The sequence below is a fragment of the Variovorax sp. GW821-FHT10B04 genome, from assembly GCF_059415645.1.
This window is the reverse complement of sequence record NZ_JBWKNQ010000001.1, coordinates 142,394-156,883: the sequence shown is the minus strand read 5'-3', so window position 1 is coordinate 156,883 and position 14,490 is coordinate 142,394. Positions and strand designations below refer to the sequence as shown.

Here is a 14,490-nt window from a genome sequence, read left to right as displayed (position 1 = left end):
CGCCATGTGGTGGAACATGGCGAGCGAAATGAAATCCGAGTTCGAGGATTGGCATTCGCACGAACATTTCCCCGAGCGCCTCGGGGTCCCCGGCTTTCTTCGGAGCTCGCGCTGGACGAGCGTCGAAGGCGGCGAGGGCGTCTTCGTCATCTACGAGCTGCTGGATCATCAGGTCCTTTCGTCGCCCGGCTATCTTGCGCGACTCAATGACCCGACGCCCTGGTCCCGCAAGCTGATGCCGTATCACAAGCAGATGGTTCGCTGCCAGTCCCATGTGCTGGCTTCGCACGGAAGCCTGACGGCGCGATTTGCAATGACCGTCCGACTCGCTCCCGTTTCCGACGGGGCAGTGCGGTTATCTTCGGCGCTGATCGAGTTGGCCGGCAAGCTCGCCCGACATCCGGGGCTGACGGGCGTTCACCTGCTGCGACATGAAACCCCGGCCATCTCGCAGACCACCGAACAGAAGATCCGCGGAACGCCGGATGACGTGGCGGATTTCGTCCTGCTCGCGACCGCCTATGAAAGAGGGCCGCTTGGCGCTCTCGAGGCGGGTCTTCTGGCCGACAAGGCGCTTCAAGAGATGGGCGCCAGCGCAGATTCAGTCAGAAGAGGTATCTATTCGATCTCGCACTCCGCGGTCCCGACCGACGTTCGGTGATGAAACCACCGACCGCGGCAGGGCCATGTGCTGTCGACCTGCATGCAAGAGTCACCTTGAAAGCGGATGCTGATGATCAACTGATGCGCGCATACAGGGTTGCCAGCAAGGCCCTCAAGCGTGAAGACATCGATTGGTTGTGCAACGGGTTCTCTGCGTTCCTGGCCAGCAGCGGCCGCGTTCCACTGGAGCGGTGCTTGCGCCTCCCGACCAACGAGCGCGCACTGAGGCGCGCACGGCGCGATGACCTGCTGTGCATCGCCTGGCTCGCAACCGACCCGACGTCGTCCGCATGGCAACGCTCCGAGGCACTGGCTGCGGAGGTCAGGCGCTTCGGCACCCGCAAGTGGCCCAGATGGTCGACCCTGGTCGCGGCTCCCGACGGGGCGAGTGCCATGGATCGGGCACTTTTCGACGTATTCCGTTCGCACGAGCGCATACCCGGCACCGCCATGCAATTGCACAACATTGCGGCGCCATGTCGCAGCGATTGAGATAGCGCACAAGCGCCGTCTTGCGGGTCAATTGAAATCCGGACATGCCTGTCCGGCGCTTCTGGCGGCTCCTGCGTCGTGGCGCTCACAAAATTTGTTGCAGGCCTAATTTTGTGGACCCCTCCCTACACTCGTCTGACCGAATGCACCAAAACACTGGAGACAACGATGGAGAGACGCAATTTTCTTTCGGGCGCTGCCGTCATGGCGGCCGGACTGGCACTGGTCAAGGAGTCTGCCGCACAGACCGTCACGATCCCGGGACCGCAGAAGCTGGTCACCCAACTTTGGTCGCGTCATCTGCAATGGGTCAGTACCCAGGCCTATGCGCAATCAAAGCCCGAGAGCACTGGCATCATGATCGGCGATGCGCTCAGGCAGGCAGGGTACGCTGCCGTTGACCTCACAGTGCGGGCCGATGGTCATGTGCTTCCCCAGAACGTGGCCACGGTCCTTCCGTTGATGCTCAAGGGAATCCGCAGCACGGGAGCGATCTGTGATCACATCGGTGTCAATTTTGCGCCGCCGGCCGATCCGAACAACACCCAATGGATCACCGATCAGTTCGTGCACGAGATCCTGTCGGTGGCCGCCGCCAATGGGATCAAGAAGTACCGCTTCAACAATGCGGCAGCTGCCAGCTTCACGCCCAATACGTATGGCGACACCATGACGGCATTGCTCGATGGCGTCCGCGTGAATCATCAGCGGCTGGCGGCGATCAACGCCCAATACGGCGGGCTGTGCGGTGTTGCCCATACGCACGGGAGCAACATCGGCACCACCGTGTACGACTACGAATATTCGATGCGCGACATTGATCCCAGCCTGATCGCCATCAATCTCGCGATCAGCCATACGGCGGGCGCGGCGCCGCCTCCATCTTCGGGAACCGCGTTGTGGCAATTGGAGATGCGTCGCCATATGCCACGCATCAAGTGCACGGCCGTCGAGGACATGCGTGCAGCGGTCGACGGCGCCACCGGCGCAGTCAGCACCAGCACGATCGAGCCAAACCCGGCAACCACGGGTGGCGGCTTGATCAACTGGACTTCGTTCTATGAGTTGCTTCTCAATGGCGGTTACAGCGGCGCGGCCGAGTCGCAGATCGAATACACCATTCCCGACGCCATGGGTGGGACCATCAGCCTGAACAGCGCGTTCTTCGCGGACAACGCCGCATTCACGTCGGCGAGGTTGACGCCCGCCATGATGATCGCGACCATGAAGAACGCTTCCGATTTCATCCGGGCGCGGGCGACAGCTGCCGGTTGGGGGCAGAACGGGACTCAGATACTCTGAGCTCTTTCAGGGGAGGCCGCTTCTTGGGACGGCCGCTCCAGGGGAATGACGGGTGCGCCTTGTGCGCGCCCGTTTCCATTTGCGAAGTTGCCGATCGATGGGGCACGCCCTCCGGTCAGTCACACGCTCCGTGCCTCGGTCGGCTGGTTGCCGGCGACTCATACGAGAAGAAATGCCATGAAAGATGAAGTATTTGGCTTGTTTCCCACCCCCGTCCTTCGGGCCCCGGGCACGCTTGATAGGCGTTTGGTCGAAGGCCTGGTGAAGCACTTCAGCGCGCGAGCGACGCAGGACAACCAGGAGTCCGGCAAGCTGTCGCATACCGCGATGCTCAACCCCAACGACAGTCCGCTGCTGGTAGAAGCAGCATTGGCCATCACTCCCAAGGTCGTCGACATGGGTGCACTCATGTTCGGTCAACGGCTCGAGTGGGCAATCAAGGAAATGTGGGTCAATGTGCTCGAGTCTGGCGGCATGCAGGCGCAGCACATCCACGCCAACAGCTTCGTGTCGGGAATCGTCTATCTGACGCCAACGCACGCGGGTTCGCAAACCGTGTTCATGAAGTCGTCGACCGGCACCGACTTCGTTTTCAAGAACGACGGACCCGATGTGGCGTCCACGCCATTCAATGCCGAGCGCTGGATCAGTCCCGCCCCTGCGCCAGGCGACTTGCTGCTGTTTCCAAGCTATCTGCTTCACGCCGTTCCCCACAACCAGGGAGAGCGCCGCATGACGATGTCGTTCAACGCCATCCCGAACGGACTGAACTCGTGGGGTTACAGGGTCGAATTCGGCTGAACCAAAGAGAAACGGGCGCGCTCATGGCGGCGCGCCCGTTTTTCGGTTCAGGGGGCACGACCAGGAACGGCGCGCCCGTGAGTCCTCAGAGTATCTTGCTGTTGCTGCCGGCCTGGCCCCAGCCGGCAACTGCCGCACGCTCTCGAATAAAGGTGGAGGCGTTCTTCATGGTCGCGATCATCATCGCGGGCGTCAGATTGCCATTGACGAAGTTGGCGTTATCCGACCAGAAGGCAGTGTTCAGACTGATGCTCGCACCGGTGTTGCCGTTCGGAATGCTGTATTCGATCTGCGACTCTGCCGCGCCGCTGAAGCCGCCTCTCAGCAAGTGTCCATAGAAGTTGGTCCAGTTGATCACGCCGCCACCGGCGGTCCCCGGAAGCGGTTCGATCGTCGTACCACTCAAGGCGCCTGTGGTGGTATTGACTGCCGCACGCATGTCCTCGACGGCCGTGCACTTGATGCGCGGCATATGGCGACGCATCTCCAACTCCCACGCCGGGTTGCTCGTACCACCCAACGCTGCGCCCGCCGTGTGGCTGATCGCGAGATTGATGGCGATCAGGCCGGGATCGATGTCGCGCATGGCGTACTCGTAGTCGTAAACGCTGGTGCCGATGTTGCTACCGTGCGTATGGGCGACGCCGCACAGGTTGCCGTACTTGGCATTGAGCGCCGCCAGGCGCTCGTGATTCACCCTGACGCCATCGAGCAGCGTCGTCATGGCGTCGCCGAAGGTGTTGTTCGCAAAGGCGGCCAATGTGAGGGTGCCTGAGGTGCCTGGGACAGCAGTGCCGCCGGCATTGTTGAACCGGTATCTCTTGATGCCGTTGGCAGCCGCCACGGCCAGGATCTCCTCCACGTTCTCCGCCGCGATCCAGGTGGAATTGAGCGGATCTGTCAGCGGCGTGAAGTTGACGCCGATGTGGTCGCAGATCGCACCCGTGCTGCGTACGCCTTTCAGCATGTCCGGCAGATGTGTTTTCACGTTCTGGGGCAGTACATGGCCGTCGGCGCGCACGGTGAGGTCGACGGCCGCATAGCCGCATGCCAGGAGCGCCTCGCCGATCTTCACGCCGATGCCGTAGGGGTCCGTTCCATTCTGCGATTCAGCCTGTGTGCTGACCCATTGCAGGTGGCGCGACCAGAGTTGCGTGACCAACTGCTGAGGCTCTCCGGGCGTTGGCTCGACGGGAGGCGCCGGAGGTGCGGGGTCCGTGGAGACGGCATCTGCAGGAGGAGGCTCGGACCCCGACGGCAATTGCGCGACCTGTTCGGCGTCCGAACCGCCACCACCGCAGGCCGACAGGCCGACTCCAGCCACCAATGCGGCAGCCCCCGAAAGAAAATTACGTCTCTCCATCGCTCGTCTCCAGTGTTTTGATGCATTCGGTCGGACGAGTGTAGGGAGGGGGTCACAAAATTAGGCCTGCAACAAATTTTGTGGATGCCGCATGGCGGGGCTTCGCGCGGAGGCGTCAGATCGCCATCGGCAAGGTTGGAACGCCGGTCGACTGCGTCAACGCAGCCTTGCGATCGCCGCAGCAGAAGCATCCGACTGCCGACACGCCTCAAGGACCTCGGCCTTGAACCGCTCGCTGTGCATGCGACGGAGGGGCCGCTTAACCACCCCCATCTATTGCGTCCACATCGTTCATCGCGGACATGATGTCCGACTCTCAGGCAATCAAGATGACTTCACCGGGTGCTTACAAATGTGAAGCGGTTTAGGCATGCCATTTGATTTTGGCTCCAGCGCTAAAGAGGTCGTCCGCTGTTACCACTTCTCGTCTTTGGTAGGCGCGGCGACGGGACTGTATTCATCGGTCGTGTCAGACCCCTTTGTATGACCTGCGGATTTGGTAGTCGTGACGGACTTGGTCTGCGCAGGCTGACTGGCAGAGGCGCTGTGAGTGCAACCGGCCGGGGCACCCCGGGCTTCCGCCGAAATCATCTTGCTCAACTGCTCACGAAGTTCCAGCGCACCGGGCACGAAGGCGCGTGCGCCGAGACCGACGGAGCCCTCCTCCAACGTGCCATAGGAGGTCTGCGAGGCGACACGGTCAACGCGAAGGATGCCGGTTGGCGCCTCGCTACGGCCCAGGGAGCGACCGGTTTGCGGGTCTTTCAGCTCCTCACCCAAGTACACTACCCTCCAACGCTGGCCGGCGTGCAGCGTATCGCCGCCCTGACTCAACACCGCCTGATCTCCGTTCAAGGCGACGATGGACACCGGGAATATCTCGGAGATGATGGCGCTGCCGATTTGATCCGATAGCGAGTCCATCATCTGTGCGGCCATGCTCTTGCCGTCGATCACGCGGGGCATCGTGCTCGGATCTGCCGAGACCAACTTGTGCTCGAAGCTGTCCGACATCACAACTTCGCCTGTGGCCGCGTTGAGCCTCGGCGAACTGGGTAACGGCGACGGCGTTCGTGGCGTGATCTTCTCGTCAGGCGACACTTGGCTTCTCCGAACTCGCACGGCCGGTGGGGCAACAGTTCCTGCCTGGCTTATGCATGGAACCGGTTCTGCGACTGGGACAAGTTTCCGCGTTGCAGGCGCCTCAACGATACGGGTGGAACAGAACGCTGTATCGAGCATTGAGAGCACGTCGATGACGGTTTCTTTTGTCCAGTCGAGCAGTTTCAACGGCTCTTGGACGCAAACGTCCACCGGTACAACATCGATTACAGCGGCGTATCAGCCCAACCAATTGCCACTGCCTTCCTTGCCCAGCCTTGTTGGCAGCTATGGAGATCCCGCAGACAAGACCAGCGCCGCACCGGCGACCGTCTCCGCCGACGGCTCCATAACAGCTCGTATCACAAGCACCTGTTCAGTTGCGGGGACTCTCAGCCTGGCCGCTGGCGATCCCGCTTACCGGGTCACGCTCTTGGCAAGAGGCACATGTCCGGCCGGCTTTATTCCAGGCTCGGGTATCGTCATCTTCGACAAGAAGAATAATCAAATCTATCTTGTCTCGATGTACAACAGCGCCTCTGCAACTCTAGTCTCTGCAGTCAAGCGATAAGTCTCGGCGCGGTTGATCACACGGCCGTCCGGCCGCTGTCATTGTTCAAGTCCGATAGGACGGTCCGCCACCATCGACCTTCAGTACCGAGCCATTCACGAAGGCCGAAGCATCCGACAGCAAGTAGGAGGCCGCCTGTGCGATGTCGATCGGCTGACCCGGTGCGCCGATGGCGACATCGGGGCGCTTTCCGGCGTCGGGTCCGGCCTGTTCCATCGCTGCATAGCGCGGCGACAGGATAGGGCCCGGCGCGATGGCATTGGTGCGGACGCCGTGAGCGCCGTAGCGTCGCCCCAGGCCCTGGACCAGCAGGTCGAGCGCTGCGTTCACGCTCGCGCCGGGAAAGTGATGCGGTGGCGGATCGATGCCGCCACGCCCGGTGATCACGACGACACTGCCTTTGCCTTGTTGCACCAGGGCTGGCAGCGCCGCGCGCACCACACGCACCGTGCCCAGCAGTTTGGCTTCGATCACGCTGTGCCATTGCGCATCGTCGAGTTCCAGGAAGTCGCCGAAGGCGCCCACGTTGGTGCTGGCGACCAAACCGTCGAGCCGCCCATGCCGTTCCAGCAGCTGCGTCGTGGCGCGCTTCACCGCCGCATCGTCGGTCACATCGAGCGGCACCACGTCGATGCCCGGAAAGTCCGCGAAATCCTCCGCGCGGACGGAGCGTCCACTAGCGACCACGCGCGCGCCTTCGCCCGCCAGATGCCACGCCACCGCGCCGCCGAGCGCACCGGATGCACCAGTGACCCAGAAGACTTTTCCCGCATGGATGCTCATGTCGTTTTCTTTCGCGCAGCCGCGTCTGGCGGCCGCAAGTTTCAAGATTCAAGAGAGGACGACGATGCTAGATGGCGGTGCCGCAGGCCCAAACTCGTTTCCCGTACTTGCATAAACGGGGCGACCACATGAGCTCATTCGATATGCGTCGTTCGCAACGGTCGCTGCCGTACCTAGCATGCAAAGTTTCGACGACAACACGCGACGCATGCCTGCCGACACATTCACCGACACCGAGCACGCCGCACGCATCGACCTCGCTGCAGCCCACCGCGCTGCGGTGATGCACGATTTCCACGAGGGCATTGCGAATCACTTCACCTTTGCGCTGCCTGGGCAGCCCGGCCGGTTCCTGGTCGCGCCGTACGGACGCCACTGGGCCGAGATCAAGGCCAGCGACTTCATCGTGCTCGACTACGACGCGCAACAGCTTTCGGGCGATGGCGTGGTCGAGCAGTCCGCACTGTGCATCCACCTGCCGATCCATGCGGCTGATCCACAGCGTCACGCTGCGGTGCTTCACACGCACATGCCGTACGCCACGGCGCTCACGCGCCTGCAGAACCAGCACCTGCAACCCATCGGCCAGGCCGAGTTGCTGCTGCTGCCGCACATCGTCTACGACGAGGACTACGACGGCCTGGCCTATGACCTGTCGGAGGGCAGGCGCCTCGCGCGGCTGCTGGGCGACAAGAGCATCCTGTTTCTCGCCAACCATGGCGTGGTCGTGACGGGCCGCAGCGTGGCCGAGGCCTACGACCGGCTCTACCTGCTCGAACGCGCCGCGCGATTCCAGGTGCTCGCGTATTCCACCGGCCAACCATTGCGCATCCTGAGCCAGGCACAGCAGGACAAGGTTCGCCGCCAGTTCTCCGAGACCGCCCGCGACGGCGCAGCCTGGGGCGGTCAGCCCTACCACGCCTTGCATTTCGCGGCGCTCAAGCGTTTGCTGGACCTGCACAACCCGGGTTATGCCCTCTGACCGCCGCATCCAATCGATCCATAGGACTCCCATGACTGAAGTTCAACACCCGTTCTTCCCACCCACCGGCTTGCGCCGCCGCAATATCGTGACCGGTGCCGTCGGCATGGCCGCCGCATTGGCGCTGCCTTTCCATGCGGCGCGCGCTGCCCAGCAGATTCGCGCGGCCGACATCACCGGCTCGGGATTGAAGGCATTCTTCGAAGCCTCGGGCGAGGGCAAGGGCATCGACTACGAGGTGTCGTGGAGCCGCTTTCCGGCCGGCCAGCCGGTACACGAGGCCTTCAACGCGGGTGCCATCGACGTGAGTCGCACGGGGGATTCCGTGTTCCTGTTCGCCTACGGAACCGGCAGTCCGGCCAGGGCCGTGAACGCGTATGTGCTGCAGCCGACCTTCATGGAACTCGTAGTGAGCCCCAAGTCCGGCATCAAGACGGTGGCAGACCTCAAGGGCAAGAAGCTGGCTGTCAATTCCGGCGGCGGCCCGCACCTGATGGCCTTCGACCTGCTGGAGCAGGCCGGTGTTGCGCGTGAGGACGTGCAGCTCGTGTTCCTCACGCCGACCGATGCCAAGCCCGCATTTGCTTCGGGCGCCGTCGATGCCTGGCTGAGCTGGGCACCGTACTCGACGCTGGCCAAGGAACAGAACGGCGGCATCCCGATCGCCAACCTGAGCAACAACCGGCTGTACTCCGGCAACGACGTGTTGCTGGTGCACAAGGACACGGCGGCCAGCAAGCGCGCACTGGTCGAAGACTTTCTCGGTCGCACCGCTCGTGCGCACCGCTGGGCACTGGCCAACGTGGAGGAGGGCGTCAATGCCTTGTCGCGCGACACCAAGCTGGACAAGAAGGTCGCCCGCGCGATCCTCGCCGATTACCGGCCAACCCTTGTTGGTCTGACACCGGGTGTGCGCCAGTCCCTGCGCAACGCGGCCGAAGGCTTCTATCGCTACGGAATGATCAAGCAGCCCATCGCGAACATCGACGGCGCATTCGATGCCAGCTTCGCGCAGGCGACCGCCTGATTCCGTCGACTTCACCACCAGGACCGCATCGCATGCCGATCACCAACAGCATCGCCGTGGCCGAGCCACGCACAACGCCGCGCCGCCGGTCGGTCGCCCCCCTCGCACGCTACGTCTCGCCCGTGCTGGTGCTGGCGCTGTGGCAGCTGGCGTCCAGTGCGGGATGGGTGGACGAGCGCCTGTTCTCGTCGCCCCGGCAGGTCGCCATCACGCTGTGGGAACTGACCGCTTCGGGCGAGCTGGGCGAGCACCTGCTCAGTTCGCTGGCGCGCGCCGGCACCGGCCTGGCTGTTGGGCTGAGCCTGGGCGTGGCGCTGGCTTTGCTCGCGGGGCTGTCGCGCCGCGGGGAGAACGCGGTGGACGCCCTGTTGCAAATGGGCCGCACGCTGCCGCACCTGGCGCTGGTGCCGCTGTTCATCCTGTGGCTCGGCATCGGCGAGGCGCCCAAGGTCGCGCTCGTGGCGCTCGGCTGCCTGTTTCCCATCTACCTGAACCTGTTCGCCGGCGTGCGCGGCGTGGACCGCAAGATCCTCGAAGCCGCCGACACGCTGGGCCTGACGCGTGCCGAGAAGATCCGCCACATCGTGCTGCCCGGCGCGCTGCCTTCGTTCCTGGTCGGGCTGCGCTATTCGCTGAGCATTGCCTGGCTGTCGCTCGTTGTCGGGGAGCAGATCAACGCCACCAGCGGCATCGGCTACCTGGCGATGACCGCGCGCGACTACATGCGCACCGACATCATCATGGCCTGCCTGCTGGTCTATGCGGCGCTGGGCCTGGCCACCGACGGCCTCGTGCGCCACGCCGAGCGGCGCCTGCTGGCCTGGCGTCCCAGCGTGCTGAGAGACTGACGATGGCCGCGCAAGCTTCCCCTGTCGTGCGCGTGCGCCAGCTGACGCGGCGCTTCGGCGAGAACACCGTGCTGAAGCAGCTCGACCTGGACATCGCGCCCGGTGCCTTCGTGGCGCTGCTGGGCCGCTCGGGCTCGGGCAAGTCCACGCTGCTGCGCACGCTGGCCGGACTGGACACCGCGCCGGCCGGCAGCCTGAGCGTCCCGGCGCGCCGCTCGGTGGTGTTCCAGGAGCCACGGTTGGTGCCGTGGAAAACGGTGCGCGAGAACATCGCGCTGGGCCTGCGCGTGCCGAAGCCCGGCGCCCTCATCGAGGCTGCGCTGCAGGAGGTCGGCATCTCGCATCGCACCGACGCCTGGCCGCTCACGCTGTCGGGCGGTGAGGCACAGCGCGCGGCACTCGCGCGCTCACTGGTGCGCGACCCCGAACTGCTGCTGCTCGACGAACCCTTCGCAGCGCTCGACGCACTGACGCGCCTGCAGATGCAGCGGCTGGTTGCGCAGCTGTGGCAGAAGCACAAGTCCACGGTACTGCTGGTCACGCACGACGTGGACGAAGCACTGCTGCTGGCCGACCGGGTGCTGGTACTGGAGCACGGCCGCATCGCCGAAGACTTCGAGGTCGACCTGCCACGCCCGCGGCACAACGCGCATCCCGCGTTCGTGGAACTGCGCGAGCGCCTCCTGAACAGCCTGGGTGTGGCCGAACACACCGCATGACTCTTTACCCCGCATCTGAATCGATCCACGTGCCCCACAAAGACCTCCCACCCGTCTCCCTCGCCGACCTCGAAAAGCTGCTGCCCTGGGTCAGCGAACAGGAAGCCACGCCGCAGCGCGACACGGCCGCCGTCAAGCAGACCATGCAGCGCCTCAAGCAGGCCCGCCTCGGCGCGCTGCGCCTGCCGCGCGAACTGGGTGGCGCCGGCATCACGCTGACAGCGCTGTTCGATCACGTGATCCGTCTGGCCACGGCCGATGCGAGCGTGGCCCACGCCTGGCGCAACCACCTGAATGCCACCGAAGGCTTCCTGATCGACCGCAGCCGCATCGATGCGTACGCGCCCTGGCTGAACCGCATCGCACGCGGTGAAACCTTTGGCGCATCGGCCACCGAGCTGGGCCGGCAGAACGTCGGCAACCTGCGCTACGAGACCGCTGTCACGCAAGGGCCGCAGGGGCTGCGCCTCAACGGCCGCAAGTTCTACAGCACGGGCAACATATACGCCGACCACCTCTGGGTCTACGCGGTGGACGGCCAGGGTGAGTCGGTCAAGGTCATCGTGCCGGCCACGCGCGCCGGTGTGCACATCGCAGACGACTGGGACGGCTTCGGCCAGGAATTCACCGCCAGTGGCAGCACCACCTACACCGACGTCGTCGTCGAGCCGCAGGACGTCATACGCGATGTGCGCGCGACCGCATTGCCGTACTTCGCGACCTTCCCGCAGCTGTACCTGTCGGCGGTGGTGGCCGGCATCGTGCAGCGTGTCGTCGACGACGCAACGACGCTGCTCAAGGCGCGCGAGCGCAACTTCTACCATGCGGTCGAGCCCGTGGCGGCCGACGATCCGCTGCTGCAGACCGTGATCGGCCGCCTGGCCAGCGTGGCCCACATCGCACGCGTCGGCGTGCTGGACGCGGCCACACTGCTTGGCGCCGCCTACGACAGTGCCACCGCCGGCCAGGTGGATGCAGCGCTGTTCGAGCGCGCAGCCGACAGCACGGCGCGCACCAAGGTAGTCGTGGACGAACTTGCTTTGCGCGCCGCTGGCGAATTGTTCGAAGTGGCTGGCGCGTCCGCCACCCGCCGCGGTCAACGGCTGGACCGCCACTGGCGCAACCTGCGCACCGTCACGGCCCACAACCCGATCGTCTACAAGGCGCTGGCGATCGGCCGCAAGGTCGTGCACGGCACGCCGCTGCCGAACCTCTCGTATTTCTGAGCCTCAGCCTGCCACCGGCAGCAGGTCGTCGAACAGTTGCGACACGTCATGCATGCGCTCGATGTTGTCGATGCGTTCGATCAGAAGGTCGATGGACGTGCCGCCCAATGCTGCTCGGCCATGGCCCAGCGCCTGACGAGCCTTGGCGTGCAGAACGGCGTCGGTCACCGGCGCCTCTGGACCACCGGGCACCTGGTCGACCTGGCGCGACCAGCGGCGACCGTCGCTGGTCGTGACGTGCACGGTGGCCGGTGCGAACTGGCCGGTCCAGTCGTCGCGCGTGCGCACCACGATGCGGCGCGCCAGGGCGCCGACCTCGACGTCGTGCACGCGCGGTGCCTCGGTGTCGGCCAGCCCCAGGCTGCCACGAAGCAGCACGCAGGCGATGCCGTAGCGCACGCTGAACTGCGCGGCCACCTGCGGCGCATCGCCCGGTTCGAAGTCGCCGCCGATCAACCAACTGACGTGCGGTGTGAGTTCGACCTCCACCGCTTCGATGTCAGCGGCAGCGAGCGGCCCGTCGACCACGCGTGCCAGTGCGGCGGCCAGCGGCGCGGCGCTGAACAGGCAGACCGGAAACACCTTGACGGTGGTGTCCAGCAGCCGATAGTCCTCGCCGAAACCGTGCAACAGGCGTGTGCGATCAAGTGGACCGTAGAGCGCTTGCAAGCCGAAGCGGCCATCGAGAAAGTCCCAAGGGCCGGTGACGCCGCCAGCCGCGAGTTGCGCCGACAGCACGCCATCGCGCGCGGCAAAGGCCGTCAGCAGCCGCTTGGTCAGGCGGCGCTCGATGTGACTCTGATGGCTGCCGCGCGCGTTGCACTGCGCGATGCCGAGTGCGTGGCGCGTGCGCTGCGCGTCCAGATCCAGCAGCAGCGCGCCGGCCAGGCTGGCGCCGAACACGCCATACACCGAGCTCAGGAACCAGCCGCGGTCTTCCTGCGCGGCACCGGCCAGCCGGCACACAAGTTCACTTCCCAGCGCCAGCGCGCGAATCAGCGCACGCCCGCTGCGGCCGTGCTGCTGCGCCAGCGCGAGCGCGGCGGGCACCACGACGGCGTCGGCATGCACGCCGCCGTCCTGGTGCACGGTATCGAAATCCAGCGCCGCGGCCAGGCTGCCGTTGGCCAGCGCCGCACTCTGCGCGTCGATACGCAGGCCACCGTTCGCCCACAACGTGGCTGCGCCCTGGGCGCCCCGCGGCAGTGTGTCGCGCACGGCCTGCATGGCGTCGGCATCCGCGGCGGCCCAGGCCACGGCCACGGTGTCCAGTAGATGGCGCTTCACGGCGCTGCGCAATTTGGCCGGGATGTCCGCGTAAGCCGTCGCGTGCACGCGTGCCAGCAGCCTGCCCGCCAGGTCGTCGTCTGCGCTCACAGTGTTCCCGCCCGGGGTGGCGCGCTTCCGTTCAGGTAGTAGCTGCCGATGGTGTGGAACTTCCAGTGCACCGGGTCGTGCACGGTGTGCGTGCGCGCATTGCGCCAGTACAGGTCGAAGCCGTTGGCCGTGCGCGTGGTGCTCGCACCACCATACTGAAACAGGGCGTTGGTCGCGGCCAGCGCGACTTCGGTGGTCAGCACCTTGGCCTCGGCCGTGGCGACTGCGGCAGCGGTCACGCGCTGCGCCGTGGGTTCGGCCACGGCCACGTCGATCAGGCGACCGGCACGCTCCAGCAGCGCCTCGCCCGCGCGCAGGCGCACGCTGAGGTCGCCGATGCCGGAGATGACGTAGGGGTCGTCGCTGGCGCGCTCGATGCCGCTGCCGTGCAGCGGGCGGGCGCGCGTGCGCACGTAGTCGATGGTGGTGGCGACGGCCGCCTGGGCGATGCCGGCGTCGATGGCTGCATGGCCAAGCTGCGCCACGGTGCCCAGCGGCGTGCGCTCCTGGGCCAGTGCGGCGTCGAACACGCGATCGGCCGGCACGTCGACGCCCTCGAAGATGGCCGTGCCGCTGGCCGTGGTGCGTTGGCCCATCGCATCCCAATCGTCCAGGATGGTCACGCCCGGCGCATGGCGGTCGATGATGGCCACGGCGAGCCGACCGTCGTCGTCCAGCGCCGCGACGTTGATGAAGTCCGCATGCAGCGAACCCGTGGTGTAGTACTTGCGCCCGTCGAGGCGGCGCACGTCGCCGCGACCGGCGATGCGGGTTTCGAAGGTCTCCGGCGTGCGCCCGCCAATCTCCGACCAGGCATTGGCGAAGCGATGGCCCTGCAGCAGCTTGCCGAAGAAGAAGCGCTTCTGCGCATCGGTGCCCACCGCGTCGATCAGCCGCACCGTGATGTTGAAGTTGTTGACCACATGGCCGAGCGACGCGTCGGCGCCGGCCACCGCAGCGGCCACGCGCGCCACGGTCGCGTACGACACGCCGGCACCGCCATGGGCCTTGGGCACGGTGGCGGCGCTCAGGCCATGGCGCGTGAACGCGTCGAGCTGCGCCTCGGGAAAACGGCGCGCGCGGTCGCGGTCCAGGGCACCTTCGGCAAAGCCGGGTGCGAGGCGTGCGGCGACCTCCAGTGCATGGTCGTCGGAGCGGATGGGTTCCGCCGTGCGCTGCGGCGAGCGCCTCGCGGCCGGGGAGGGGGCGATGGTGGATATGGACACGTGGTGTTC

Annotated in this window: 15 protein-coding genes; 10 read left to right on the top strand and 5 right to left on the bottom strand. The window is 65.4% G+C overall.

The genetic code is table 11. The features are described 5' to 3' along the window. Nucleotides 1–28: 28 nt before the first annotated feature. The 4 genes from AC07PZ_RS00765 to AC07PZ_RS00750 all read left to right on the top strand — a co-directional run bounded on the left by AC07PZ_RS00765 (nt 29) and on the right by AC07PZ_RS00750 (nt 3,258). Complete coding sequence (locus AC07PZ_RS00765; protein ID WP_495293087.1) at nt 29–661, top strand: hypothetical protein; 633 nt, start codon at nt 29–31, stop codon at nt 659–661. 56 nt (nt 662–717) lie between these two features. Continuing rightward, nucleotides 718–1,155 (top strand): hypothetical protein, encoded by a 438-nt coding sequence (locus tag AC07PZ_RS00760; protein ID WP_495293086.1) that lies wholly within the window; start codon nt 718–720, stop codon nt 1,153–1,155. 168 nt (nt 1,156–1,323) lie between these two features. Next, on the top strand, nt 1,324–2,457 hold the full coding sequence (locus AC07PZ_RS00755) for a hypothetical protein (RefSeq protein ID WP_495293085.1): 1,134 nt from the start codon (nt 1,324–1,326) through the stop codon (nt 2,455–2,457). 177 nt (nt 2,458–2,634) lie between these two features. Then, nucleotides 2,635–3,258, top strand: coding sequence for a TIGR02466 family protein (locus tag AC07PZ_RS00750; protein WP_495293084.1), 624 nt, complete (start codon nt 2,635–2,637; stop codon nt 3,256–3,258). A gap of 85 nt (nt 3,259–3,343) precedes the next feature. Here AC07PZ_RS00750 and AC07PZ_RS00745 read toward each other — a convergent pair whose 3' ends face one another. Continuing rightward, nucleotides 3,344–4,621 (bottom strand): twin-arginine translocation signal domain-containing protein, encoded by a 1,278-nt coding sequence (locus AC07PZ_RS00745; protein WP_495293083.1) that lies wholly within the window; start codon nt 4,619–4,621, stop codon nt 3,344–3,346. 414 nt (nt 4,622–5,035) lie between these two features. Then, nucleotides 5,036–5,635, bottom strand: coding sequence for a hypothetical protein (locus AC07PZ_RS00740; RefSeq protein WP_495293082.1), 600 nt, complete (start codon nt 5,633–5,635; stop codon nt 5,036–5,038). A gap of 241 nt (nt 5,636–5,876) precedes the next feature. On the opposite strand from AC07PZ_RS00740, the gene AC07PZ_RS00735 reads away from it, so the two are divergent. Further along, complete coding sequence (locus AC07PZ_RS00735; protein ID WP_495293081.1) at nt 5,877–6,293, top strand: hypothetical protein; 417 nt, start codon at nt 5,877–5,879, stop codon at nt 6,291–6,293. Between the two features lie 45 nt (nt 6,294–6,338). Here AC07PZ_RS00735 and AC07PZ_RS00730 read toward each other — a convergent pair whose 3' ends face one another. Continuing rightward, a complete protein-coding gene (locus tag AC07PZ_RS00730) occupies nt 6,339–7,076 on the bottom strand; it encodes an SDR family NAD(P)-dependent oxidoreductase (RefSeq protein WP_495293080.1) in 738 nt (245 codons plus the stop codon). A 208-nt stretch (nt 7,077–7,284) separates the two neighbouring features. Between AC07PZ_RS00730 and AC07PZ_RS00725 the strand changes: the two genes are divergently transcribed. Genes AC07PZ_RS00725 through AC07PZ_RS00705 form a run of 5 tightly spaced genes read left to right on the top strand, consistent with a single transcriptional unit; the run spans nt 7,285 to nt 11,878 of the window. Next, nucleotides 7,285–8,058, top strand: a complete 774-nt coding sequence (locus AC07PZ_RS00725) for a class II aldolase/adducin family protein (RefSeq protein ID WP_495293079.1) — start codon at nt 7,285–7,287, stop codon at nt 8,056–8,058. Nucleotides 8,059–8,089: 31 nt separating this feature from the next. Continuing rightward, a complete protein-coding gene (locus tag AC07PZ_RS00720; RefSeq protein ID WP_495293078.1) occupies nt 8,090–9,085 on the top strand; it encodes an aliphatic sulfonate ABC transporter substrate-binding protein in 996 nt (331 codons plus the stop codon). 32 nt (nt 9,086–9,117) lie between these two features. Then, entirely contained in the window at nt 9,118–9,933 is an 816-nt protein-coding gene (locus tag AC07PZ_RS00715) for an ABC transporter permease (protein ID WP_495293077.1), read from the top strand. 2 nt (nt 9,934–9,935) lie between these two features. Further along, nucleotides 9,936–10,652, top strand: a complete 717-nt coding sequence (locus tag AC07PZ_RS00710) for an ABC transporter ATP-binding protein (RefSeq protein WP_495293076.1) — start codon at nt 9,936–9,938, stop codon at nt 10,650–10,652. Between the two features lie 29 nt (nt 10,653–10,681). Continuing rightward, nucleotides 10,682–11,878, top strand: a complete 1,197-nt coding sequence (locus tag AC07PZ_RS00705) for an acyl-CoA dehydrogenase family protein (RefSeq protein ID WP_495293075.1) — start codon at nt 10,682–10,684, stop codon at nt 11,876–11,878. Between the two features lie 3 nt (nt 11,879–11,881). On the opposite strand, the gene AC07PZ_RS00700 is transcribed toward AC07PZ_RS00705, so the two are convergent. Both AC07PZ_RS00700 and AC07PZ_RS00695 read right to left on the bottom strand, forming a co-directional pair. After that, the gene (locus AC07PZ_RS00700; RefSeq protein ID WP_495293074.1) at nt 11,882–13,255 is read right to left on the bottom strand and encodes an MmgE/PrpD family protein; all 1,374 of its coding nucleotides are present in this window, start codon (nt 13,253–13,255) and stop codon (nt 11,882–11,884) included. Continuing rightward, the gene (locus AC07PZ_RS00695) at nt 13,252–14,481 is read right to left on the bottom strand and encodes an SfnB family sulfur acquisition oxidoreductase (protein ID WP_495293073.1); all 1,230 of its coding nucleotides are present in this window, start codon (nt 14,479–14,481) and stop codon (nt 13,252–13,254) included. Before AC07PZ_RS00695 ends, AC07PZ_RS00700 begins: the two co-directional genes overlap by 4 nt. Nucleotides 14,482–14,490 lie beyond the last annotated feature (9 nt).